The sequence below is a fragment of the Lentzea aerocolonigenes genome (assembly GCF_000974445.1).
Taxonomy (GTDB): Bacteria; Actinomycetota; Actinomycetes; order Mycobacteriales; family Pseudonocardiaceae; genus Lentzea; species Lentzea aerocolonigenes.
The window spans coordinates 71,894-96,979 of the sequence record NZ_BBOJ01000016.1 but is presented as its reverse complement, the minus strand read 5'-3'; the positions used below and the strand labels follow the sequence as shown (position 1 = coordinate 96,979).

At 68.6% G+C, this 25,086-nt stretch carries 17 protein-coding genes and 1 riboswitch; of the genes, 11 read left to right on the top strand and 6 right to left on the bottom strand.

Annotated elements, in window-relative coordinates; genetic code table 11:
* Positions 1-2 precede the first annotated feature (2 nt).
* On the bottom strand, positions 3-383 hold the full coding sequence (gene gcvH, locus AOM45_RS29460; RefSeq protein ID WP_030471336.1) for a glycine cleavage system protein GcvH: 381 nt from the start codon (positions 381-383) through the stop codon (positions 3-5).
* Between the two features lie 62 nt (positions 384-445).
* Positions 446-538, bottom strand: a riboswitch (glycine riboswitch).
* A 138-nt stretch (positions 539-676) separates the two neighbouring features.
* Between gcvH and AOM45_RS29455 the strand changes: the two genes are divergently transcribed.
* Positions 677-2,920 carry an alpha-L-fucosidase gene (locus AOM45_RS29455; RefSeq protein ID WP_081902528.1) on the top strand — a complete coding sequence of 748 codons (2,244 nt, stop codon included), beginning with the start codon at positions 677-679 and terminating at the stop codon, positions 2,918-2,920.
* 104 nt (positions 2,921-3,024) lie between these two features.
* Positions 3,025-4,137 carry an alanine dehydrogenase gene (gene ald / locus AOM45_RS29450; protein WP_030471334.1) on the top strand — a complete coding sequence of 371 codons (1,113 nt, stop codon included), beginning with the start codon at positions 3,025-3,027 and terminating at the stop codon, positions 4,135-4,137.
* Positions 4,138-4,191: 54 nt separating this feature from the next.
* On the opposite strand, the gene AOM45_RS29445 is transcribed toward ald, so the two are convergent.
* Both AOM45_RS29445 and AOM45_RS29440 read right to left on the bottom strand, forming a co-directional pair.
* The gene (locus AOM45_RS29445; RefSeq protein ID WP_051784332.1) at positions 4,192-4,872 is read right to left on the bottom strand and encodes a TetR/AcrR family transcriptional regulator; all 681 of its coding nucleotides are present in this window, start codon (positions 4,870-4,872) and stop codon (positions 4,192-4,194) included.
* Positions 4,873-4,881: 9 nt separating this feature from the next.
* A complete protein-coding gene (locus tag AOM45_RS29440) occupies positions 4,882-6,330 on the bottom strand; it encodes an MFS transporter (protein WP_030471332.1) in 1,449 nt (482 codons plus the stop codon).
* 453 nt (positions 6,331-6,783) lie between these two features.
* Between AOM45_RS29440 and AOM45_RS48940 the strand changes: the two genes are divergently transcribed.
* From AOM45_RS48940 to AOM45_RS29400, 9 genes are all read left to right on the top strand, one after another.
* Positions 6,784-6,966: a hypothetical protein gene (locus AOM45_RS48940; protein WP_045312139.1), complete on the top strand. Its 183-nt coding sequence runs from the start codon at positions 6,784-6,786 to the stop codon at positions 6,964-6,966.
* On the top strand, positions 6,966-7,403 hold the full coding sequence (locus AOM45_RS29435; RefSeq protein ID WP_030471331.1) for a hypothetical protein: 438 nt from the start codon (positions 6,966-6,968) through the stop codon (positions 7,401-7,403). Before AOM45_RS48940 ends, AOM45_RS29435 begins: the two co-directional genes overlap by 1 nt.
* A gap of 22 nt (positions 7,404-7,425) precedes the next feature.
* Positions 7,426-8,376: an ABC transporter ATP-binding protein gene (locus tag AOM45_RS29430; protein WP_030471330.1), complete on the top strand. Its 951-nt coding sequence runs from the start codon at positions 7,426-7,428 to the stop codon at positions 8,374-8,376.
* Entirely contained in the window at positions 8,376-9,248 is an 873-nt protein-coding gene (locus tag AOM45_RS29425) for an ABC transporter permease subunit (RefSeq protein WP_030471329.1), read from the top strand. The genes AOM45_RS29430 and AOM45_RS29425 overlap by 1 nt, the downstream gene beginning before the upstream one ends.
* A gap of 47 nt (positions 9,249-9,295) precedes the next feature.
* Positions 9,296-13,012: an ABC transporter ATP-binding protein gene (locus AOM45_RS29420; protein ID WP_030471328.1), complete on the top strand. Its 3,717-nt coding sequence runs from the start codon at positions 9,296-9,298 to the stop codon at positions 13,010-13,012.
* Positions 13,013-13,547: 535 nt separating this feature from the next.
* Complete coding sequence (locus AOM45_RS29415) at positions 13,548-14,369, top strand: hypothetical protein (protein WP_030471327.1); 822 nt, start codon at positions 13,548-13,550, stop codon at positions 14,367-14,369.
* Positions 14,370-14,652: 283 nt separating this feature from the next.
* Positions 14,653-18,336, top strand: a complete 3,684-nt coding sequence (locus AOM45_RS29410) for a multifunctional oxoglutarate decarboxylase/oxoglutarate dehydrogenase thiamine pyrophosphate-binding subunit/dihydrolipoyllysine-residue succinyltransferase subunit (protein ID WP_030471326.1) — start codon at positions 14,653-14,655, stop codon at positions 18,334-18,336.
* Between the two features lie 79 nt (positions 18,337-18,415).
* Positions 18,416-18,595: a DUF6104 family protein gene (locus AOM45_RS29405; protein ID WP_030471325.1), complete on the top strand. Its 180-nt coding sequence runs from the start codon at positions 18,416-18,418 to the stop codon at positions 18,593-18,595.
* A gap of 107 nt (positions 18,596-18,702) precedes the next feature.
* A complete protein-coding gene (locus AOM45_RS29400; protein WP_051784331.1) occupies positions 18,703-21,354 on the top strand; it encodes an NACHT domain-containing protein in 2,652 nt (883 codons plus the stop codon).
* Position 21,355: 1 nt separating this feature from the next.
* Here AOM45_RS29400 and AOM45_RS29395 read toward each other — a convergent pair whose 3' ends face one another.
* The 3 genes from AOM45_RS29395 to AOM45_RS29385 all read right to left on the bottom strand — a co-directional run bounded on the left by AOM45_RS29395 (position 21,356) and on the right by AOM45_RS29385 (position 25,035).
* On the bottom strand, positions 21,356-22,348 hold the full coding sequence (locus tag AOM45_RS29395) for an aldo/keto reductase (RefSeq protein ID WP_030471323.1): 993 nt from the start codon (positions 22,346-22,348) through the stop codon (positions 21,356-21,358).
* Positions 22,349-22,403: 55 nt separating this feature from the next.
* The gene (locus tag AOM45_RS29390) at positions 22,404-23,531 is read right to left on the bottom strand and encodes an ABC transporter substrate-binding protein (protein ID WP_236703884.1); all 1,128 of its coding nucleotides are present in this window, start codon (positions 23,529-23,531) and stop codon (positions 22,404-22,406) included.
* A 622-nt stretch (positions 23,532-24,153) separates the two neighbouring features.
* On the bottom strand, positions 24,154-25,035 hold the full coding sequence (locus tag AOM45_RS29385) for a hypothetical protein (protein ID WP_156094200.1): 882 nt from the start codon (positions 25,033-25,035) through the stop codon (positions 24,154-24,156).
* Between the last annotated feature and the right edge of the window lie 51 nt (positions 25,036-25,086).

The following is a 25,086-nucleotide window of genomic DNA, read 5'->3' as shown; positions in this document are numbered from 1 at the left end:
TGTCAGTCTTTGGTGAGCTCGGCGTACTTCGCCGCCGTGAGCAGGTTCTCCGCCGACTCGACGCGGACCTTGAACAGCCAGCCGGCACCGTACGGCTCGTTGTTGATGACCGCCGGGTCGTCCACGACGGCGCTGTTGACCTCGATCACCTCACCGGTGACGGGCGAGAACAGGTCGCTGACCGACTTGGTGGACTCGAGCTCGCCGCACACCTCGTTGGAGACGACCTTCGCGCCGACCTCGGGGAGCTGAACGAAGACGATGTCACCGAGGGCGTCCGCGGCGTACTCGGTGATTCCGCAGGTCAACGGGTCCTGGGTACCCGGCGTCCAGTCGACCCACTCGTGTTCGTGGGTGTAGAGCAGGTTCTCGGGGAACTCCACGGCGACTCCTCTGGCTGTGACGGGTCAGGACAACTAACGCCCCCTCCGCCGTGCAGAGTTGCCTACCCCGAGCGGTCTTGCTGCCTGAGAGTGTGCGGGAGCTTGCCCCTTCGGCGCCCCGACTTGCTCGTCGAGGTCTCTCCCACTCGGGTTCTGGTGCCTCACGGGCACCGCGGCCGGTCTTCAGTTCTCGGCGCGAACGCTATGTGCGGCCACCGCCAAGTGTCAACGCGAGATGGTTGACATCGGGACGAGCGCTGCCAGGGTGAGGTGAGGCAGACATCGGAGGTCTCATGAGGAAACCGTTCATCCTCGCCCTGCTCGCCTCACTGGTGCTGACTCCCGTCCCGGCTGCGTCGGCCGCAGACGCCCCAGCTCCCCTGACCGTCCCCATCGGCCACCTCTTCGACAACGACGGCATCGACACCGCGTCGGACCGGACCGGGAACTTCGACGGTTCCGGCTACGCGTTCCCTGCGGAGGGACTGCCGTCCGGCCAGGTCACGGCCGATGGCGTGCCGTACCTGTTCCCGGGAAATTCACAGACCAAGAACAACAACGTGGTCGCGACGGGCCAGCGGATCGAGCTCCCGAAGGGCCGCTACCTCACCGCGCACTTCCTCGTCGCGTCCTCGTACGGGGCGGCCGGCGGGACCGCCACGGTGCACTACGCGGACGGATCGACCACGACCGGTGCTCTGACCGGACCTGACTGGTACTCGGGCAGTGGTCCGATCTCCGCGCCGTTCCGGTACTCGCCCGGCGGAACCGACCAGCACCCGGTGTCGATCGGGACCGCCCAGGTGTGGGCGGATCCTCAGAAGGACGCCGTCGCCGTCACGCTGCCGGTGACGAACCCGGCGGTCGAGGGCAAGTCCTCGTTGCACGTCTTCGCGCTGTCGTTGCAGCCCGCCGGCAAGGGCGAGGTGCTCGCGGTCCGCGGCGCGCGCAGCACGGCCAAGCTGCCGCGGGTGGGTGGTCAGACGATCGAGGCCACCGTCGTGAACCTCGGCGACCAGTGGGTGTCGAACGTCTCGGTGCGGGCGGAGGGCCTCGGTGTCGTGACGCTCCAGCCGGCGCTGGTTCGCAGGCTCGCGCCCGGCGAGGAGGCGCGGGTGCGGATCGGCATCCACGCCTACCGGACCGGCACGTTCGACGGGAAGGTCATCGCTTCGTCCGGACGTGTGTCGGCCTCGCAGCAGGCCAGGTTCACGCTGGGAGTGGCGGACTACCAGGCGACCGACGCGTCGCTGGGCACCCACGAGTCGCCGTACTGGTTCGACGACGCGAAGTTCGGGATCTTCATCCACTGGGGGCTGTACTCCGTGCCCGCGTGGTCGCCGCCGGGTGAGCAGTACGCGGAGTGGTACTGGCAGTGGATGCAGAACCCGTCCAACGCCGTGAACGCCTACCACGCGGCGACGTACGGGAAGGACTTCGCCTACGACCAGTTCATCCCGCAGTTCACCGCGTCGAAGTTCGATCCGCGCGAGTGGGTCCGGTTGTTCGAGGAGGCCGGCGCGAAGTACTACGTGCTGACCTCGAAGCACCACGAGGGCTTCGCGCTGTGGGACTCGAAGGTGTCCGGCCGGGACTCCGTCGATCTCGGGCCACGCCGCGACCTGGTGAAGGAGCTGTTCGACGCGTCGCGGAAGTACACGCCGTCGTTGAAGAACGGCCTCTACTTCTCGATGCCGGAGTGGTTCAACCCGGACAACCCGTGGAGTGGCCACGGGCCGCGGAACCCGTGGAGCGGCGCTCCCGAGCCCTACACCGGCTACCAGGCCGGGAGGGACTTCGTGCGCGACTACCAGGCGCCGCAGATGACCGAGCTGGTCGACGGGTACGACCCGGACGTCATCTGGTGCGACATCGGCGGCGCGAACGACTCGCGGCGGGTGCTGGCGGACTACTTCAACAAGGCCAAGAACCGGGCCGTGCCCAAGGACGTGACGGTCGACGACCGGTGCGGCATCCCGACCCACGACTACACGACGCCGGAGTACGCGACGTACCCGAACACCGTGGTGAAGAAGTGGGAGGCCTCGCGCGGTCTCGACCCGCGTTCGTACGGGTGGAACCGGGCGACGCCGGACTCGATGTACATGACCGCGGACGAGGTGATCGACACGTTGGTCGACACGACGTCCAAGAACGGCAACTTCCTGCTGGACATCGGCCCGCGGGCGGACGGCTCGATCCCGGAGATCATGCGGCAGCGCCTGCGCGAGACCGGGGCGTGGCTGCGCACGAACGGCGAGTCGATCTACGGCACGACGTACTGGTCGCGGATGGCGCAGCTGGGTTCGCTGCGGTTCACCGTGAAGCCGAACGAGGCGTTCTACATCACCTCGCTGGCCCAGCCGGGGTCACAGCTCGTGGTCGACGCACCGGTGCCGGTGCGCGATGGTGACCGCATCACGCTGCTGGGGTACGACAAGCCCCTGAAGTGGACCCGGTCGGGTGGAAAACTGGTGGTCGACGTGCCTGCGGGCGTCGGTCAGCACGCATGGGTGTTCAAGGTCGCTTTGTCCTAGGAGAACAACCGGACTGCATCTGGATAGTGCGATCCGCACGGTGACATGACCTTCCGGCTGCCTCACATTGTGAGACAGAGGCCAGCCCGATCGGAGGAGTCACCGTGCGGATCGCAGTTCCCCGCGAGATCAAGAACCACGAGTACCGCGTCGCCCTCACCCCGGCGGGTGCTCACGAGCTGACCAGCCGCGGCCACGACGTGTTCGTCGAGCAGGGTGCCGGTCTGGGTTCCGCCATCACCGACGAGGAGTACCTCGCGGCGGGCGCCAAGATCCTCGCTTCCGCCGACGACGTCTGGGCGGAGGGCGACATGGTCCTCAAGGTCAAGGAGCCGATCGCCGAGGAATACCCCCGTCTCCGCGCGGGCCAGACCCTCTTCACGTACCTGCACCTCGCCGCCGACAAGCCGCTGACCGAGGCGCTGCTCGCGTCCGGCACCACGGCCATCGCCTACGAGACCGTGCAGCTGCCGAACCGCTCGCTGCCGCTGCTCGCCCCGATGTCCGAGGTCGCGGGCCGCCTGGCCCCGCAGGTCGGCGCGTTCTCCCTGATGAAGCCCTCCGGCGGCCGCGGCGTGCTGCCCGGCGGCGTCCCCGGTGTCGCCCCGGCCCGCGTGGTCGTGATCGGCGGCGGTGTCGCCGGCCTGAACGCCGCCACCATCGCCGTCGGCATGGGCGCGGACGTGCAGATCCTCGACACCAACGTCGACCGCCTGCGTTCCATCGACGCCCAGTTCCAGGGCCGTTTGAGGACTTTGGCCTCCAACTCCTTCGCGATCGAGCAGGCCGTCCGCGAGGCCGACCTGGTCATCGGCGCCGTGCTGGTGCCGGGCGCCGCCGCCCCGAAGCTCGTCTCGAACGCGCTGGTCGCCGACATGAAGCCGGGCTCGGTGCTCGTCGACATCGCGATCGACCAGGGCGGCTGCTTCGAGGACTCGCGTCCCACCACGCACGCCGAGCCGACCTACGAGATCCACAACTCGGTCTTCTACTGCGTGGCGAACATGCCGGGCGCCGTCCCGCGCACCTCGACCTACGCGCTGACCAACGTGACGCTGCCGTACGCCGTTTCGTTGGCCGACAAGGGCTGGGAGAAGGCGCTGAAGGACGACCGTTCGCTCGCCCTGGGCCTCAACGCCCACGCCGGCCAGCTGACCAACGGCCCGGTGGCCGAGGCGACCGGCCTCGCGCACACGCCGCTGGAGTCCGTGATCTGAGAGCCAACTGAATGATGGAGCCCCCGCACGCGATCAACGCTGCGGGGGTTTCGCCTATCTCAGGGCGGCGACGCGCGCCTTGATCCCGTCGATCACGCAGTCCAACCCGAACTCGAACTGCCCCTCCAGCGTCCACACCGCCGGATCGTTCAGCATCTCGACGTAGCGAGGGTGCTTCTCCCGGTACAGGTCGGCGATCTTCCCCAGGTCCGGTGGCGACGAGTCCATCCCACCGCGCGCGGTGAAGTTCGCTTCGGCGAGCGCGTACCCGGTGACGAAGCTCGACACCGTCGACACCGACTGCGCGGCCGCTGCCGTCGTCAGTCCCGCGCGCAGCATCGGTTCGAGCATCGAGTCCGCCATCGCCACCGCTTTCGGGCCGATGGTCGTGAACTCGCCGATGGCCCGCAACCACCACGGGTGCTTGAGCGCGAGATGACGCAGCGAGTGCATCATCTCGCGCAACGCGGGCTCCCAGTCGGCGTCGGGAGCCGGCAGCGGGAAGTCGCCGTAGATCTCGTCGACGCAGAGCTCGATCAACGCGTCCTTGGTCGGCACGTGCCAGTAGAGCGACATGGGCGCGGCGCCGAGTGCGGCGGCGAGCTTGCGCATCGACAGCTTCGTCAGGCCGTGCTCGTCCAGCATCTCCAGCGCCTTGCGGACGATCGCCTCCCGGCTCAGGCCGAGGGGCTGCCCGCTGCTGGGCCTGGGCTTGCCGAACCACACGCTGTCCACAGGCCGATCCTAGGCACGCCGCAGCAGCACGCTGGCCACAACACCTCCCAGGAACACCGCGACAGCACCGATCACCAGGCTGACGCTCATGCCGTTCGAGAACGCGTCACGCACGACCGCGACGTCCGCACCGCTGTGCAGCGCCTCGCTCAGCGACCGGCCGGGAACGCCGTCGGGGAGCTCGGCGACGAACCTCGCCGACAGCAGCGCGCCCAGCACCGCGATGCCGAACGAGGAACCGAGCTCGGTCAGCGTGCTCGACAGCCCGGACGCGATGCCGGCGCGTTCCGGCGGGATGGATCCCATCAGCGCGTTGACCGCGACCGGTTGCGCCACACCGACTCCCACGCCGATGAGGACCAGGCCGGCCAGCGTCGGCGGGTAGGTGTTGCCGATCGACAGCAGCACCACGCCGCCCGCGACGATCGTCATGCCGAGCAGCATCGCCTTGCCTGCGCCCAGTTTCAGCACGAGCTGCCCCAGGGTGTTGCTGGTGACGAGCAACGCGATCGCCATCGGCGCCACCCGGACGCCCGCCTCCAGCGGGCTGTAGCCGAGCACGCCCTGGAGGTGTTGCGTCAGCAGGAAGAGCGAGCCCGCCATGCCGAACGCCGCCAGCACGCCGGACGCCACCGCGCCGGTGAAGCGGCGGTCGGAGAAGAAGCCGAGGTCGAGCATCGGCTCGGCGGTGTGCCGTTCCCACCACGCGAAAGCCGTCATCGCGACCAGGCCGAGCGCCACCGGCAGACCGAACTCGAGCGAGCCGAAACCGTGCTCCGGCACCGAGATCACCGCGTACACCAGCGAGACCGCGCCGATGATCGACAGGATCGAGCCGACGACGTCCGGCCTGCGCACGGCCGGGTCCTTCGACTCCGGCACCAGCGCGGCGACCGCGGCGATCGCGAGGACCGCCACCGGCACGTTGATCAGGAACACCGAGCCCCACCAGAAGTGCTTGATCAGCGCGCCCCCGATCACCGGGCCCGCCGCGAAGCCGAGGCTCGTGACCGCGGCCCAGATGCCGATGGCCTTCGGTCGTTCCTTCTCGTCGAACAACTGCATGAGCACGGCCAGCGTCCCCGGCATCAGCATCGCGGCGCCGACCCCCATGAAGCCGCGCGCCGCGATCAGAGCCTCGGCAGAGCCCGCGTACGCCGCCACGGCGCTGCCGGCGCCGAACAGGGCCAGGCCCGCCAGCAGTGCGCGCTTGCGGCCGAACCTGTCGCTCAACGCACCGGTCGTGAGCAGCAGGCCGGCCAGCGCGAGCGAGTAGGCGTTGATCATCCACTGGATGTCCGCGGTGCTCGCGCCCAGTCCGGCGGAGATCGACGGGATGGCCACGTTCAGCACGGTGTTGTCCAGCACCACGACCATCACGGACAGGCAGAGCACGCCGAGCACGGCCCAGCGCTGGGGGTGCGGGCGCACCCCGACCTCCTCGGTCGTCGAAGTCATCGTTCCTACCCCTTACGGTGTACGAGGAACTTACAGCGTACGAGACCGCAGGGCGCAAGAGGTTTTCACTCAGAGGCGAGACAGCACGGATTCGTGAAGGCGCACAGCGCCTGAACCTTCAGGGGGTTCGGGGGGTCGTCCCCCCGGCAAATACTGCGGGCCTCGGCGAAGTTGACCGAAGGTCAACAAGCACCGAGGCCCGCCTCGTAAAGGGCGGCCGCGCTCAACCAGCCTGGGGGTCACTGGGAGCGGGGCCGCCGAGAACAAATATAGCGGGCCCGAGCGGGGCGCGCCCAGCACCCCCACCCAAACACGACCAGAAAGTTTCCCCGACTGGACCACTGCCCGTGTTCGGCTCGTCCAGCAAACGAGTGAATTCCCCCTCGCACGGTGCGGCGAGCAGGGCCAACGGCCGATGAAGACGGAGTCGGGCGTCCCTCGAAGGGAGATTCCATGGCTGAACCACAGGGATGGATCCACTGCCACGACCCGTTCGGTCGGGACAGATCGATGACCGTTCTGGTCGAGAACGACCGAGTTCTCCTGGTCACGCCACCGGGCGAGACCGCTGTGATGTCCGCCACCCAGACACGCCGCCTGGGCTCTTTGCTCGACCAGGCCACGGCGAAGATGTGATGGACGAGACCCTGCGCGACGCGGTGCTGCAACGGCTGGCACTGCTGGACAAGGTGGCCGAGCACGGTGAGGCCGAGGCGCTGGTTCCGCTGGCCCGCGCGGAGATCCACCGCCTCGCGGACGGCTGGCGCCTCCTGCTCACGGTGCACCAGCCCGACGAGGACGGCCGGTGCAAGGCGTGCCCCGGCTGGCTGCGGCGCCGCCGGTGGCCGTGCCAGGTCTGGAACATGGCGCACCAGCACCTGATCGGCGAGGGGCTGCCGCATCGCGAACGACGGCGGCCGTTGCGCAACCCGTTCACCCGATCGGGCGTTATCGAGCTGCCGGAGGAGACACCGGTCGAGATGACCACCGAGCTGCCGATCTTGACCGACGATCCACCGCTGGTGCACCGCGCGCCCGTCGTGTCTCGGCCGAAGCACGCCTTGCCGGACTGACACATCAGGCAGGATGGGCCGCATGCATGACGGCAGCGGCCTCATCGCGGTCCAGAACCTGACCAAGCAGTTCGGGTCTGTCACGGCCGTGCACAACCTGAGCTTCACCGTGTCACCCGGCAGCGTGACGGGCTTCCTCGGCCCGAACGGCGCGGGGAAGACGACGACCCTGCGAATGCTGCTGGGACTCGTGAAGCCGACGGGCGGCACGGCGACGATCAACGGACGACCGTTCCACCAGCTCGGCCAGCCCGGCCGCGTGGTGGGCGCGGTGCTGGAGGCGCAGGGGTTCCACCCGGCGCGCTCGGCCCGCAACCACCTGCGCGTGTACGCGTCGGCCATCGGTGTGCCGGACGCCCAGGCCGACCAGGTCATCGGACTGGTCGGCCTGGGCAGCGCGGCCGACCGCAAGGTGGGCGGGTTCTCGCTGGGCATGAAGCAGAGACTGGCGCTGGCCACCGCGTTGCTCGGTGACCCGCAGGTCCTGGTGCTGGACGAGCCGGCGAACGGCCTCGACCCCGAGGGCATCGCGTGGCTGCGCACGTTCCTGCAGTCGTACGCGCGCATGGGGCGCACGGTGCTGATCTCCAGCCACCTGCTGGCGGAGGTCGAGCAGACCGTCGACCAGGTCGTGATCATCTCGCGCGGGCAGACGATGTTCTACGGGCCGTTGGAGCAGTTGCGGCAGTCGCAGCAGCGGCGCGTTCTCGTGCAGCCGTCGGACATCAACGCACTGGCGACCGCGCTGCGGGCGGAAGGCGTGCACGCGATCGAGCAGCTGCCCGACGGCAGGCTCGCCGTGTCCGGTGTGGACTCCCGGCACGTGGCGGACAGCGCGTTGAAGGCCGGCGTGTCGATCTACGGCATCCAGGAGGAGCAGGTCGACCTCGAGCGGCTGTTCTTCCAGCTCACCAGTGGCCAGTACGCGGGGCACGCGCCGGCCCCCTTCAAGCAGCAGGGTGGTTGGGCCTGATGGGCAACCTCGTACAGGCGGAGCTCCGCAAGACGACGACGACCGGACTGTGGTGGGGTCTGCTGATCCCGACCGCGGTGCTGGCGCTCGGCTGGGGGCTCGCGACCGGTCTGCTCGGGCAGTTCTTCGTGGACTTCGCGTCGTCCAGCGACGTCGACGAGGTGTCGGACTTCCTCGGGGTGACGCCGGACCAGTGGAAGGTCTCGCTGTTCGGCATGGCCAGGGCGATCAACATCTCGACGATCTTCCCGATGATCTTCGGCGCGATGGCGATCTCCGGTGAGATCAACCGGCGGACGATCACGACGACGTTCCTCACCGCTCCGTCGCGCATGCACTCGATGCTGGCGAAGATGCTGGTCTACGTCCTGTGGGGCGCGATCTACGGGCTCGTGATCATGCTGTTCGTCGGCCTCGGCGTGGTGTTCACCAGCTCCGCCGGGCAGCTGCCGGACGCGGGCGGCTGGGCGATGCTGACGCTGGTCTGCGTGATGTCGTCGATCCTGATGACGATGTTCGGCGTCGGCGTCGGCGCGCTGATCCCGAACGTCGCGGGCACGATCGTGTTGCTGCTGCTGTACTTCCTGGTGATCGAGAACGTGCTGCACGGCGTGCTCGCGTACCTCGAGGTGCCGTCGGTGATCGGGTTCCTGCCGAACGGGTCGATCAACGGGCTCACCGGGTCGGTCGCGGTCGACCTCTTCCTCTCCACGGCCGGTGTGGTGCCGCCGGAGATCGAGGACGTGCTGCGCGCGATCGCCGGTGCCGCGGGTGCGCTCGACTGGTGGTGGTCGGGGCTCGTGTTCCTCGGCTGGGCCGGGGTCGTGTTCGCCGGCGGCTGGGCGGTCACGCAGTCGAAGGACATCACCTGACCTGCGGTTTCTGACGTCACAATTTTCTGTCGGACCCCGAACGTACTGTGGGTCCCGTGACCAAGGGCTGGATCCGCCGACTGACCGCAGCGTGCTGGCAGCACCCCCGACTGGTGGTGCTGTCGGTGGTGGCCGCGGTCGTCGGCGTGGGTCTGCAGGCGGCGGGGCCGTTGCTGCTCAAGACGGCGATCGACGACTCGACGGTGGGCCGCACCGATCGGTTGTGGCCGTTGATGGTCGCGCTGGTCGTGCTGGAGCTGCTCACGTTCGGGTCCGCGTTCCTGCGGCGCTACCTGGGCGGGCGGCTGGCGCTGGGCGTGCAGCACGACCTGCGGCTCGGCGTGTTCTCGGCGGTGCAGCGGCTCGACGGCGCGAAGCAGGACGAGATGCGGACGGGCCAGATCGTGTCGCGCTCGATCACCGATCTGCAGATGGTGCAGTCGCTGCTGATGATGGCGCCGTTGGCGATCGGCACCGTCGTGTTCGCGGTGGCCGCTCTGGCCGCGATGATCTACCTGTCGGTGCCGTTGACGATCATCGCGGTGATCGTGGTGCCGCTGGTGGCGTGGCTGGCGGGCCGCACCCGGCTCACGTTGTTCCCCGCCACCTGGTCCGCGCAGCAGCGGGCCGCCGATCTGGCGCAGCACGTGGAGGAGACCGTCACCGGTGTCCGCGTGGTGAAGGGCTTCGGCCAGGAGGCGCGTGAGGTCGCGCGGCTGGAGAAGCACGCCCGTTCGCTGTTCGCGGAACGGATGCGGGCGGCCCGGTTGTCGTCGAAGCCGCTGGCGAGCGTGACGGCGCTGCCGTTGCTCGGGCAGGTCGCGGTGCTGGGCCTGGGCGGCTGGCTCGCGTTGCACGGCCAGGTCACGCTGGGCACGTTCCTGGCGTTCACGACGTACGTGGCGAACCTGGTGGGGCCGACGCGGTTGCTGTCCGGCCTGGTGGTGTCCGCGCAGCTGGCCCGTGCCGGGGTGGAGCGGGTGTACGAGCTGATGGACTCGCAGCCGGACGTGAAGGACGGGCCCGCCGAGGTGCCGTCCGGGCCGCTCGGGATCTCGTTCTCGGACGTGACGTTCGGGTACGCGCGCAGCGAACCGGTGCTGCAGGACTTCTCGATCTCGGTCGAGCCGGGCGAGACGCTGGCACTGGTCGGCACCGCGGGTTCCGGCAAGTCGACGGTGTCGTTGCTGCTGCCGCGTTTCTACGACGTGCACGCCGGTGCCGTCCGGGTCGGTGGCGCGGACGTGCGGACGTTGCGGCTGGAGTCGTTGCGCGGTGCGGTGGGTGTGGTGTTCGAGGAGGCGTTCCTCTTCTCGGACACGGTGTTCGCGAACATCGCGTACGGCAGGCCGGACGCGTCGCGCGAGGAGGTCGAGCGCGCCGCGAAGGCCGCGGAGGCGCACGACTTCATCGAGGCGCTGCCGCTGGGCTACGACACGGTGGTCGGTGAACGCGGGCTGACGTTGTCCGGCGGTCAGCGCCAGCGCGTCGCTCTCGCTCGTGCGCTGCTGTCCGATCCGCGCGTGCTGGTGCTGGACGACGCGACGTCCGCGGTGGACAACGCGACCGAAGCCGCGATCCACGCGACGCTGGCCTCCGTGACGGAGAACCGCACGACGTTGCTGGTCGCTCACCGGCGTTCCACGCTGTCGCTGGCCGACCGGATCGCCGTCCTGGACGCGGGCCGGGTGGTCGACATCGGCACCCACGAGGAGCTGACGTCGCGCTGCGCCCTCTACCGCGACCTGCTGGCGGGTCCCGGCGAGGCGATCGAGTCGGCCGCGCCGGTGCGGACCGGCGAGCTGTGGCCCGCGTTGTCGCAGGAAGACCTGGACCAGCGCCTGATCGACGAGGCCAAGACCTCGGCACCCGCGTCGTCCGGCGGGCGGCGAGGAGGAGGTGGCGGCGGCGGGGGCATGGCCGCGCTGGCCGGTGGCCCGCCGACGCCGGAGCTGCTGGCGCAGGTGCGGGCGTTGCCGCCGGCCACCGAGGTGCCGGTACTGCACGGAGAAGACCCGCGCGCCCCCGATCCGGGCTTCCGCCTGGCCCGGCTCCTGCGCCCGGTCCGCTGGGGCCTGGCCGCCGTGGCCGCGCTGGTGGTGCTGGACGCGTTGGTCGGCATGGGCTTGCCCGCGCTGGTGCGCCTGGGCGTCGACGGCGGCGTGACGACCGGTGCCGAGTCGGCGTTGTGGCTCGCGGTGGGCCTCGGCGCGGGCCTGGTCGTGGTCGGCTGGCTGACGACGGCGGGCAGCACGATCTTCGCCGCCCGTCTGGGCGAACGGCTGCTCTACCTGCTGCGCGTCCGCAGCTACGCCCACCTGCAACGCCTCGGCCTCGACTACTACGAGCGCGAGATGGCCGGCCGCATCATGACGAGGATGACGACGGACGTCGACGCCCTCTCGACGTTCCTGCAGACCGGCCTCGTCACCGCCGTGATCAGCCTGATCACCGTCGTCGGCATCACCGCGGCCCTGGTGTTCACGGACGCGTCGCTGGCCCTGATCGCCCTGTCGGTGCTGCCCGTGCTGCTGGTCGCGACCGTGATCTTCCAGCGCCTCTCCTCCACCGCGTACGCGGAAGCCCGCGAACGGGTCAGCGCGGTGAACGCGGACCTCCAGGAGAACGTGTCGGGCCTGCGCGTCTCCCAGGCGTACACCCGAGAGCGCCGTTCCGCGGAGGCCTTCGCGGAACGCAGCGACGCCTACCGCCGCACCCGCCTGCGGGCCCAGCGCTACATCGCCACGTACTTCCCGTTCGTCGCGATGCTCTCGGGCGTGGCCCAGGCGATCGTGCTGGCCGTCGGCGCCCACCGCGTGGCCACCGGCACCCTCACCCCCGGCGTGCTGCTCGCCTTCCTGCTGTACCTGGGCCTGTTCTTCAGCCCGATCCAGCAGCTCTCCGGCGTCTTCGACGGCTACCAGCAGGCCCGAGTGGGCCTGCACCGCATCGGCGACCTCCTGCGCACCCCCAGCACGGTGGAGCCGCCGACGTCCCCCGTCTCCGTCCCACCCCACCTGCGCGGCGAGGTGGAACTCCGCAACGTCAGCTTCACCTACGCGGGCGCCGACGAGCCGGCCCTGACCGACGTCACCCTGCACGTCACCCCAGGCGAAACCGTCGCCCTGGTAGGCGAAACCGGCGCAGGCAAGTCCACACTGGTCAAACTGATCGCCCGCTTCTACGACGCCACGGCGGGCACAGTCCTGGTGGACGGCGTGGACGTCCGCACCTACGACCTGTCGTCCTACCGCCAACGCCTGGGCGTGGTCCCCCAGGAGGCCCACCTCTTCGGCGGCGACGTGGCCGCCAACGTCGCCTACGGCCGCCCCACCGCCACGGAGCAGGAAATCCAGCAGGCGGTAGAAGCCGTGGGCGCCCTCCCGATGGTCGCCACCCTCCCCAACGGCTTCCGCCAGCCAGTGGGCGAACGCGGCAACCACCTCTCAGCAGGCCAACGCCAACTGGTGGCCCTGGCCAGAGCCGAACTGGTGAACCCGGACCTCCTCCTGCTGGACGAAGCCACCGCAGCCCTCGACCCAGCCACCGAATCCGCGGTCCTGGCCGCCAGCGACCACCTGACAGGCACCCGCACCACCTTCGTGGTGGCCCACCGCCTGGCCACCGCCGCCAGAGCCGACCGAATCATCGTCCTGGCCAACGGCCGCATAGCCGAACAGGGCACCCACGCCGACCTCCTGGCAGCCAACGGCGCCTACGCCCGCCTCTGGCGCCACGGCACCACCCCGGAGGCGGCCGCCTGACCCAGCCAGCCGCGACGTCTGGGGTGGCGCCCTTCCGCACACCGCGGCACCGAGCCCGACTCAGGCGCACCACACGCCCCCGCCAGCCTCCAGCCCAGCCCGGACCGGGTCCCAGGGGCGGCCCACCACTGGCACGCCGCTCCGGCGAGGGTGCCGCCCAGCCGCGCACGCCGATACCACGCGGGTGGACGCCGAAGGCGAATGGACCGAGCCACGTCCGCACCAAGCCACGGCCCGCCCCAACTCACGGCCCGCCCAGGCCCACAGCCCACCCGACCCACAGCCCACCCAATCCACGGCCCGCCAAACCCACGGCCCACCCAACCTGCGGCCCGCCCAGGCCCACAGCCCACCCAGGCCCACAGCGCACCCGACCCACGGCCCGTCCAAGCCACGGCCCGCCCACAGCCCACCCAACCCACGGCCCGCCCCAACCCCGTGCCCTCAGCCCGTGGCCCCCACCACGATCCCTCGTCCCCACCCCCACCCGTGACGTACAACCCAACTCCCGGACCAGCCAGGTCAAGGAGCCCCCATGCCCCGCCCCACCGTCCTGTACGTCTCCGACCTCACCTACCCGGCCAGGGGCAGGCGCTACTGCGACGAGGACATCTACCTGACCTCCCGCCTCCGCGACCACTTCGACCTGGCCATCTGCCACCCCGAGGACGCCACGAACCTCATGCGAGGCTTCGACACGGTGGTCGTCCGCAACAGCGGCCCCGTCATCGACTACCCCGAGGCCTACGAGGAGTTCCGCAACCACGCGAAAGCCACCGGGCAGCGCGTCTACAACCCGCTCACCGGCAAGGCCGACATGGCCGGCAAGCAGTACCTGGTCGACCTGACCGGCCAGGGGTTCCCGGTCATCCCCACGATCGACGACCTGGCCCACCTCGAACGCCTCCCCGAGGCGCCCGAGTACGTCGTGAAGCCCAAGGCCGGCGCCGACTCGCACGGGCTCGAGTTCACGACAGCGGAGAACCTCGCCTCCACCACCAACAAAGACGGCGTGCTCATCCAGCCGAAGATCGAATTCAGGTACGAGGTGTCGTTCTACTTCGTGGACCGCGGCTTCCAGTACGCCCTGCACGCGCCGGACCCCGCCCAACGCTGGGAGCTCACCCACTACGACGCGAGTCCACAAGATCTGGAGTTCGCTCAAACCTTCATCGACTGGAACGACCTCGACCACGGCGTTCAGCGGGTCGACGCCTGCCGCACCCAGGACGGGAAGCTTCTGCTGGTCGAGCTGGAGGACCTGAACCCGTACCTGTCCCTCGACCGGACGACCGGCGACGTCAAAGACGCATTCGTGGAGGCGATGACGAGGTCGATAGCGGCCTCGCTCGACTGAACAAGATCAATCCGCGAACGCGAGAACTTCTACCTATCGTGAACTGATCACTGCGTTCGGCGCGTATGCCAGTCCAACGGTGCACGGAAAGGGAGGGGAAGTAGTGAGACGCACATCAAGAACTGCTCAACTGCGGGTGACGTCAGGCCCGTCCTGATCGATCCTGTGACAGAGCACTCCTTGCCAGGTGCCTCCAGCGTGTGAAGGCCGAGGCCTGGGGGACTAGCCTGACTACCGCATGAGTCAACACCAAGAGCGAGATGGATAGAGGCGAGCGCCAGCCGTGTCCAGCAGCAGTCCTGCGTCACAATTCGGGCCGAACGAGTGGCTCGTCGAGGAGATGTACGAGCAGTTCCTCGCGGACCCGTCATCCGTAGACCCGGCGTGGCATGACTTCTTTGCCGACTACAAGCGTGCGGGCGGCAACGGCACCGCCACGGCCAGCGCGGGTGGCGGTACTGCCACCACGACCGCGACCGTGACGCCGCCGGCCGCCGACAACGGCAAGGCCGCGCCCGCCGCACCCAAGCCGGCCGCACAGCCCAAGCCCGCGGCCTCGCTGCCGCAGACCGGCAAGCCCGCGCCTCAGCAGGCCGCGAAGGCCAAGCCGGTCACGCAGAGCGCGCAGCCCGAGCAGAAGCAGCTGCGCGGTGCCGCCGCGGCGATCGCGAAGAACATGGAGCTCTCGCTCACCGTTCCGACCGCGACCAGCGTTCGTGCCGTGCCCGCCAAGCTGCTGGCCGACAACCGCATCGTCATCAACAACCACCTGAAGCGGACGCGTGGCGGGAAGGTCTCCTTCACCCACGTCATCGGCTACGCGGTGGTCCGGGCGCTGCAGGCGTTCCCGAACATGAACCGGCACTACGCCGAGGAGAACGGCAAGCCCTTCGTCGTCACTCCGGAACACGTGAACTTCGGTCTGGCGATCGACCTGCCCGGCAAGGACGGGCAGCGCACGCTGGTCGTCGCGTCGGTCAAGGGCTGCGAGAACATGACGTTCACGCAGTTCTGGCAGGCCTACGAGGACCTGATCCGCAAGGCTCGCGCCGGGTCGCTGACGACGGAGGACTTCTCCGGCACCACGATCTCGCTGACCAACCCCGGCACGATCGGCACGAACCACTCGGTGCCGCGGCTGCAGGCCGGTCAGGGCGCCATCATCGGCGTCGGCGCCATGGAGTACCCCGCGCACTTCCAGGGCACCAGCGAGCAGGCGCTCACCGACATGGGCGTCAGCAAGATCATCACGCTGACCAGCACGTACGACCACCGCATCATCCAGGGTGCGGAGTCGGGCGAGTTCCTCAAGCGCGTGCACCAGCTGCTGCTCGGCGAGGACGGCTTCTACGACGACATCTTCGCGTCGCTGCGCCTGCCCTACGAGCCGATCCGCTGGGTCGCCGACATCCCCGAGGGCGCTGTCGACAAGACGGCCCGCGTCATCGAGCTGATCGACGCGTTCCGCACGCGCGGCCACCTGATGGCCGACACGGACCCGCTGAACTACCGCCAGCGCAGCCACGCGGACCTGGACGTGCTCAGCCACGGCCTGACGCTGTGGGACCTGGACCGCGAGTTCCCGGTCGGCGGCTTCGCCGGCAAGGAGCGGATGAAGCTCCGCGACATCCTGGGTGTGCTGCGCAACTCGTACTGCCGCACGGTCGGCGTCGAGTACATGCACATCCTGGAGCCGGAAGAGCGGAAGTGGATCCAGGACCGCGTCGAGGTTCCGCACGAGAAGCCGCCGGCCACCGTGCAGAAGTACATCCTCAGCAAGCTGAACGCGGCTGAGGCGTTCGAGACGTTCCTGCAGACCAAGTACGTCGGCCAGAAGCGCTTCTCGCTGGAGGGCGGCGAGACCGTCATCCCGCTGCTCGACGCGGTGCTCGACAAGGCCGCCGAGCACGAGCTCGACGAGGTCGTCATCGGCATGCCGCACCGCGGCCGCCTGAACGTCCTCGCGAACATCGTCGGCAAGCCGATCTCGCAGATCTTCCGCGAGTTCGAGGGCAACCTCGACCCCGGCCAGGCCCACGGCTCGGGCGACGTGAAGTACCACCTCGGTGCCGAGGGCAAGTACTTCCGCATGTTCGGCGACGGCGAGACCAAGGTGTCGCTGACGGCGAACCCGTCGCACCTCGAGGCCGTCGACCCGGTGCTCGAGGGCATCGTGCGCGCCAAGCAGGACCTGCTCGACCGCGGCGGCGACTCCTTCCCGGTGCTGCCGGTCGCCATGCACGGTGACGCGGCGTTCGCCGGCCAGGGTGTCGTGGCCGAGACGCTGAACCTCGCGCTCGTGCGCGGCTACCGCACCGGTGGCACGGTCCACATCGTCGTCAACAACCAGGTCGGCTTCACCACCGCGCCGGAGCACTCGCGGTCCTCGAAGTACTCGACCGACGTCGCGAAGATGATCGGCTCGCCGGTCTTCCACGTGAACGGTGACGACCCCGAGGCCTGCTACTGGGTCGCGAAGCTGGCCGTCGACTACCGCCAGGCGTTCGCCAAGGACGTCGTGATCGACATGGTCTGCTACCGCCGCCGCGGCCACAACGAGGGCGACGACCCCTCGATGACGCAGCCGGCGATGTACGACGTGATCGACCAGAAGCGCTCGGTCCGCAAGACCTACACCGAGGCACTGATCGGCCGCGGCGACATCACGGTCGAAGAGGCCGAGAAGGCGCTGCAGGACTTCTCCAGCCAGCTGGAGCACGTCTTCAACGAGGTCCGCGAGCTCGAGAAGCACCCGGTGACGGTCAGCCCGTCGGTGGAGGCCGAGCAGCAGGTCCCCGCGAAGCTGCCGACCGGCATCACGCGCGAGACGCTCGAGCACATCGCCGACGCGCACGTGAACCTGCCTGAGGGCTTCACGCCGCACGCCCGTGTCAAGCCGGTGCTGGAGCGCCGCGCGAAGATGGCGCGCGAGGGCGGTATCGACTGGGCGTTCGCCGAGCTGCTCGCGTTCGGCTCGCTCGCGCTGGAGGGTCGCAAGATCCGCCTGGCCGGCCAGGACTCGCGCCGCGGCACGTTCGTGCAGCGCCACGCGACCCTGATCGACCGCAAGTCCGGCGAGGAGTACACGCCGCTGCAGAACCTGTCGCCGGACCAGGGCAAGTTCATGGTCTACGACTCGGTGCTGTCGGAGTTCGCCGCGCTCGGCTTCGAGTACGGCTACTCGGTCGCGAACCCGCAGGCGCTGGTGCTGTGGGAGGCGCAGTTCGGTGACTTCGTCAACGGCGCGCAGCCGATCATCGACGAGTTCATCTCGTCCGGTGAGGCCAAGTGGGGTCAGCGTTCCGACGTCGTGATCCTGCTGCCGCACGGCCACGAGGGCCAGGGCCCCGACCACACGTCGGGCCGCATCGAGCGCTGGCTGCAGCTGTGCGCCGAGGGCTCCATGACCGTCGCGGTGCCGTCGACCCCGGCGAACTACTTCCACCTGCTGCGTCGCCACGCCCTCGACGGCGTCGACCGCCCGCTCGTGGTGTTCACGCCGAAGTCGATGCTGCGCCTCAAGGCCGCGGTGTCCGGGACCGACGAGTTCATCAACGACCGCTTCCAGTCGGTCATCGACGACCCGACGGTCAAGGACCCGAACGCCGTCACGAAGGTCCTGCTGTGCAGCGGCAAGATCTCCTACGAGCTGCACGCCGAGCGTGAGAAGCGCGGCAGCGGCGACGTGGCGATCGTGCGCGTCGAGCAGCTCTACCCGGTCCCGGCCCGCAAGCTGACCGAGACCCTGGAGCGCTACCCGAACGCGAAGGACGTCCGCTGGGTGCAGGAGGAGCCGGCGAACCAGGGTGCCTGGCCGTTCTACGGTCTGGCTCTGCCGGAGCTGCTGCCCGAGCACCTCGGCACCGTCCGCCGCGTGTCGCGCCGCCCGATGGCCGCCCCGTCGGCCGGTTCGAGCAAGGTGCACGAGGTCGAGCAGCGCGAGATCATCACCCGCGCGTTCGAGTGAGCCAGTACTGAACGAGCGAGCCGCCGGATTCCCTCGGGGTCCGGCGGCTCGTTTTCTAAGCCCTCACAGGAGTTTTCCCATGTATCACACCGATCGCGGCATCGAGGAGCTCGAGAAGCGGCGCGGCGAGGAAGAGGTCACCTTCGCGTGGCTCGCCGACAAGCTGCGCGAGTTCGTCGACGCCAACCCGGACTTCGAAACGCCGATCGAGCGCTTCGCCACGTTCCTGGCGCGCGACGACGACGACTTCGAGGACTGACCGCATCGAGCACGCTCGTGCTCGGACTCAGGGCCTCGACGCAGGCCTCGTAGCCCAGTCACGTCGAATAGCGTAGTGCTTCGGGCACTCTGCGCGATGATCGTGACATGGGCAAGATCCTCGGCCTGCTCGCCGCCGCCATCGCTCCACCGGCCGCCGCCTTCGCCTTCCTGCAGAGCTGGGCCAAGACGCACCCGGTCCAGGCGCTCCTGGTGTTCGCCGGCTACGAGGTCCTGGTGCTGGGCACGGGTTTCGTGGGCAGACTCGTCGGCGGTACGGCCGACGAGCTGCGCAACCGGTGGAAGGACCCGCTGGCCGACCGGATCGACCAGGGCGCCCGGCGCCGGTTCTCCCGGTACGACCGCCGGTACCGGGAGGCGGTCCTGGGCAACCTGCGGTTCATCGATCTCAAGGGCCTGGCCACCGTCGGGTTCTACACGCCGCAGCTCGACGAGGTGTTCGTCGACGTCAGCCTCGTCTACAGCGAACCGTCCACTGTGGCGTCCGGTGTGCTGGGACAGCGACAGCTCGACCCGGCGAGGCGGTTCATCGGCGATCTGATCGACCGACCCGATCCTGTCGTGCTCGCGGTGATCGGGCCGCCCGGTTGCGGGAAGACGACTCTCCTGCGGCACACCGCCCTGCTCATCTGCCGCAAGGGCCGCCGGCGTCGGCGCCTGCCGGTTCTGCTCTACCTGCGGGATCACGTTCAGGCGATCACCGAGGGCACCGCGCTGCCGAACCTGATCCAGCAGGTCCACAAGAGCGCGCCGCCCGGCTGGTTCGCGGAGAAACTGCGGACCGGTGCATGTGTGGTCCTCCTCGACGGCCTGGACGAGGTGGCCGACCAGGAGAACCGGCACGAGGTCGCGGACTGGGTCGAGCGCCAGATCGCGCAGTTCCCGTTGAACGACTTCGTGATCTCGTCCCGGCCGCACGGGTACCAGTCCGCGCCGGTGGCCGGGGCGACCGTGGTGCAGGTCCGCGGGTTCACCGACGAGCAGGTGAGCCGGTTCGTGCGCGGCTGGTACCTCGCGTTCGAACAACGCAGTACCGGGGCCAGGTCCGCGGACGTGACGCGACGGGCCGCGCAGGAGGCGGACGACCTGCTCGAACGCCTGCACCACAACCCGGTGCTCTACGAGCTGACCGTGAACCCGTTGCTGCTGACCATGATCTCCAACGTGCACAAGTTCCGCGGCGCGCTCCCGGGCAGCCGCGTCGACCTCTACAGCGAGATCTGCCAGGTCCTGTTGTGGCGGCGGCAGGAGGCCAAGAATCTCAAGTCGGAGCTCACCGGCGACCAGAAGCTGATCCTGTTGAGCAGCCTCGCGTTCTGGATGATGAAGCGGAAGGTCCGGGACGTCACGCGGGACGAGATGGCGTTGGAGCTGCGGCCGTTCTTGCGGCGCATGGCAGCGGGGATGGACGTCCGGGACTTCCTGTCCGAGATCACGTCGAGCGGTCTGCTGCTCGAACGTGAGCGCGACAGCTACGCCTTCGCACACCTGACGTTCCAGGAGTACCTCGCGGCACACCACATCCGTGAGAAGCAGCTGACCGAGATCCTCGTGACGAACGTGAACGACGTGTGGTGGCGCGAGACCACGCTCATGCACGTCGCCCGCTCCAACGCCGATCCGGTCGTCGAGGCGTGCCTCGGCTCGAGAACCGCGGCGGCGCTGTCCTTGGCGTTCGACTGCGCGGAACAGGGCAGTGACCTCGCACCGGAGCTGCGCACCCAACTGGACGCGCTGCTGGTGGGCGTGTTCAAGAACAAGATCAGGGACCCGCAGGTGCGCGACCTCATGCTCGGCGTCGTGGTGGCGAGACACGCCCGCAAACTCGTGCGCACCGCGGAAGGGACTCGAACCTGGTCGGAGCCCGTCTCCACCGACCTCTACCGGTTGTTCTGCACTGAATATCCAGGTCGCGAACCCGACGCACCGATCGGCGAGCCGACGGACCCGATCGTCGGCATCCGGCTCGACGATGCCCAAGCGTTCATCAGCTGGGTCAACGACCTCAGCGGGAACGAGCTCGGATTCCGGCTGCCTCGCGCGGCCGAGCTGGAGTCGTCACCGGTGCGGCACAAGCTCAGCGCCCTCAGCACGTGGACGGCGGAAGGAACCAAGCCCTGGCCGCACGATCCTGCTCAGTACGCGATCAAATCCCAGGTCCTGTACGAGGATCTTTACGACGACTTCGCTTTTGTGCCCGCTGTGGTCGGGTTCTGCGAACACTTCATCGGCGTCCAATTCGGGGAGGGATGGACACCACGCGTGTGGACATCAATCCCTCAGGTGCTGAAGCTGGGATCCCTGCCGATCCGCGAACTGGTTGGCTCAGCGCTGACCAGGACCATCGAGTTGTCCGAGAACTCCAGGTCACTGAAGTCCAGGGAGCGGTTCCGGGAGCACTTCATCGAGGTGGTGAGCAACGGCCAGAGCGTCTACGTCGTGCCGCCGAACACCGTTGCGGACATGGTCGAGCTGGTGCAGGACATGACGCTCACGGCTTGGGGCGAAGCGAACAAGAGTGACTTCGTGACCGTGTGCCGGTCCGTGTTCCGGCGGGTCAAGCCGCTCACTCCCGACCTCGCCGCGGAGCTCAGAATCACCGCGATGTGCCTCGCGGTCGAGGCTGAGAAGGCTGAGTCGGAGATCCTCCGGCGGATCGCCGCCGGCGTGTCGTTGCTTCAACGACGCGTCGACGGCAGGCTCCGCGCGACAGAGACGATCGTGCTCGCCACGGACTAGCTCACCAGGCGTAGGCCTCCGGGGCCGGCTTCGACCCGTTCGGAGCCGGTGCCGGGAACAGTTCGTCCAGCTTGGCCAGCACCTCCGCGTCCAGCTTCAGCTCCGCCGCCCGCAACGAGTTGTCGAGCTGCTCGGCGGTGCGCGGCCCGATGATCGGTGCCGTCACCCCGTCCTGGTGCAGCAGCCAGGCGAGGCCGACGTTGGCCGGGTCCTCGCCGAGCTCCGCGCAGAGCTTCTCGTAGGCGTCGATCGTGTCGCGGTGCTTCTCCAACGCATCCGCGGCACGGCCGGACGAGCTGCGCGAGCCGCCGCCCTCGCGCTGCTTGCGCAACACGCCGCCGAGCAGACCGCCGTGCAGCGGCGACCACGGGATGACGCCGAGGCCGTAGTGCCGAGCAGCAGGCAGGACTTCCAGCTCCACCCAGCGGGTCATCAGGTTGTAGATCGACTGCTCGGACACCAGGCCGAGGAATCCGCGCGTGCGTGCGGCTTCCTGCGCCTGGGCGATGTGCCAGCCCGCGAAGTTCGACGAGCCGAAGTAGATGACCTTGCCCTGCTGGCGCAGCACGGAGAAGGCTTCCCAGATCTCGTCCCACGGCGTGTCCCGGTCGACGTGGTGCATCTGGTACAGGTCGATGTAGTCCGTCTGCAGGCGCTTCAACGAGGCGTCGGCGGCGCGGCGGATGTTCAGCGCCGAGAGCTTGTTGTCGTTGGGCCAGTCGCCCATGCTGCCGTAGAGCTTGGTGGCGACGACCGTCCTTTCGCGACGGTTGCCGCCCTGGGCGAACCACCGGCCGATGATCTGCTCGGTGACGCCCTCGCCCTGCTTCCAGCCGTAGACGTTGGCCGTGTCGAAGAAGTTCAGGCCGTGCTCGTGGGCCCGGTCCATGATCGCGTGGCTGTCGGCCTCGGTCGTCTCGGGACCGAAGTTCATCGTGCCGAGGCACAGGCGGGAGACGGACAGACCGCTGCGGCCGAGGTTCGTGTACTCCATGCCGTCCACCCTGCCCCGCGGCACGGCGTGATGCCACGTGGAGTTGCTCCAGGCATCACCGGCCGGCTCTTCTGCTGACCTCCGACTCGAACTGGTTCGCGACGATCGTGAGCCCTCCCTGCACCTTGGAGTCGGGCCGGAGAACGAACGTCTCCGTCGCGGACGGCCTGCCGGTGATGGAGAACCTCAGCGGAACGGACGTCCCTCCCGATTCCACGCTGTTGACCTCGCGGAACGCCTTGAGCACGCCTTCGCGTGAGAAGTCCTTGTGCTCGCAGGCTCTCTTCAGCACCGAGCCGAAGCTCAACCCGACCAGGTAGCCGTAGTTGACCGCCATGGACGGAGTTCCCTGCGGAAATGTCGACCGGTACTCCGCCGCGACCTGGCGGGGGCCGGGGATCGCGGCGTCGAAGGGGGCGACCGATGAGAGCACGAAAACCTGACGCTCCATGATCGGCGCGAGTTGTCCCTGCAGCAGCTCAGGCGCGAAACCCGGATTGTTGATGATGATCGGCACGGCGAGCCCGAGCTGCGCGGCGGCGGCGACGGCACTCGCTGTCTGCCGCGGGTTGGTGCTCAGGACGAGTGCCTTCGCGCCGGCCTGCTTGAGAGCCGCGATCCCCGGCGACATGTCCGGATCAGCGTTCTGGAGTGCGGCTTTCGTCAGGTTGAGGCCGAGTTGCGTGACAGCGAAGGTGCTGCCGGCGACGGCGTCGTCACCGTATTCCTTCTCATCGCTGATGCGCAGGTGGCCCACCGTGTCGCCGCGACTGAGCAGGCCCTGCCGCATCAGGTATTCGAGGCCGTTCATGACGTCGACCTTGTAGGTCGCTCCGACCACCATCATGTACGGGTTGTCGAGCAAGGCGCTGTTCCACGACGTCGGCGCCGTCAGCACCTGCTGGTGGAGAACGTCGTCCTCGATCGACTGGGTGATCTGCGCTCCGACGATCTGGACGAACCCGAGCACCTCTGGCTCCAGGGACAGGTACTCCTTTTTGCCCTTTTCGGTGTCGAAGGCGTGGTCACGCACGATCAGTTCGACTTTTCTGCCGCAGATACCACCTTTGGAATTCACTTCGTTGACGAAGAGCTGATTACCTTCGGTGACGTTCCTGCCACCCGAAGCAAACGGGCCGGAGAGGTCGCTCAGAACGCCGAGGCGGATCTTGTCCTGCGTCACTCCGGGTCCGCCGTGAAAGCTTTCGGTGGAGCTCACGCCTCCACCGGTTTCGCCGCACGCAGCCAGAAGAGCCGCGGTCACGACCAAGGAAAGAACCCTGCGAGGATTTGCGGACAAAATTCACTCTCCTAGAAATTTCAACTTCCGGCGAGTCTACCGCCGCCACTCCGCAAAACAACGATCTGAATCAGCAGTCGACCTTGACCCGTTTGGCGGCAACCGGCGTTCCGCAAACGTTTCCTCGACTGTTTTTCTACTGGCAACTTTCATATACGATTCTTGTGGGAGCGCTCTCACGACTGGGCGGTGCCGAGGCCGGGCCCAGCACTTCGCGTCCGCCCGGCCGGGCTCCGCCACAGTTTTGACAGAGTTGAGAACTGAAGTTTCGAACCTGTCGCCCAACCCACAGGTCGCGTTAGTTTTCTCGCGGCGACACCGAACGAGCTGACCGGCATCAGCACGGATTCAACGAACCTGATCGCCGAAGGCCCACTGACCTGCCGTCACCGCAACCCTGCAGCGGCGACGGCCGTCCTGGGCGCCCTCGACGGGCAGGCCGAATGCGGCTCGGCCTGGCTCGTCGATCGACTGGGGGCGCTTGCGGTGGGAGTGGGAGTAGCGGCTACTCCCACTCCCACCGCACTCCACAGATTCCGGGCTTCACGTTCCGCACGTGGATGTGCGTCGAAGCGGTCGTCCCGATCCACAGGTCGTTCAGCGCGGTTTCCGGTTCCTGCAACGAGGGCCGAGCGAACTCGTAACAGCGCGCGGGCACCGCGTCCGGGTGGAAGTCGATCTGCAGCGTGTACTCGCCCACCGGCCGCAGGAACCGCCGGTCGCAGACCTCGCTGTCCGCACCGGGTCTCATCCGGACCGTGTAGTCGACGAGTGCCGTCTCCCCTGCCCTGAGCATCCGGTCGAACAGGATCTCCGCGACGAGGAACCCGGTGGAGTCCTCACCCCGCACCCTGCCGAGCCGGCACGGCGGTCCCGCCTCGATCGACGGCACCCCGAGGTCCGCGGCGTCGGCGAGCTGGATCGCGAGGAACCTGTCGACACCGTCCTCCAACGCCTGGACGACGCCGGTGCAACGGTTCGACACCTCACGGCGGTCCGGGCCGATCACCTGCCGGTCCTGCACGCTGACGTACGTCGACGCCGTCGGCTGCAGCCGGTCGATCCGCGCCATGACCTCGCTGAGGTCGGTGGCGCGCGAGTCCCACATGTCCTCGATGGACATCGCCTGCCCGACCCACCGCCCGCGCGGCCGCTTGTCGCCGAGCCGGTCGGTGAGGAAGCCCTCGCCGAGGTCGAGCAGGTCCTCCAGCGCGGCGACGACCTTCAACGACTCCGGGCGCTCCGGCCTGCTGCGGCCGCGGCGCCAGTAGCTCAGCGTCGACAGGCTCACCTGCATGCCGCGGGCGGCGAGGTGGTGCTGGATGCGTTCGAGGCTGAGACCGCTGCGGTCGACGGCTTTCGTCAGTGCCTCCGCGAAGTCCACCACGGGGCCACCGTACGGCGCCGCACCCTCCGCCAGTAGGCCCACACGGAGGGT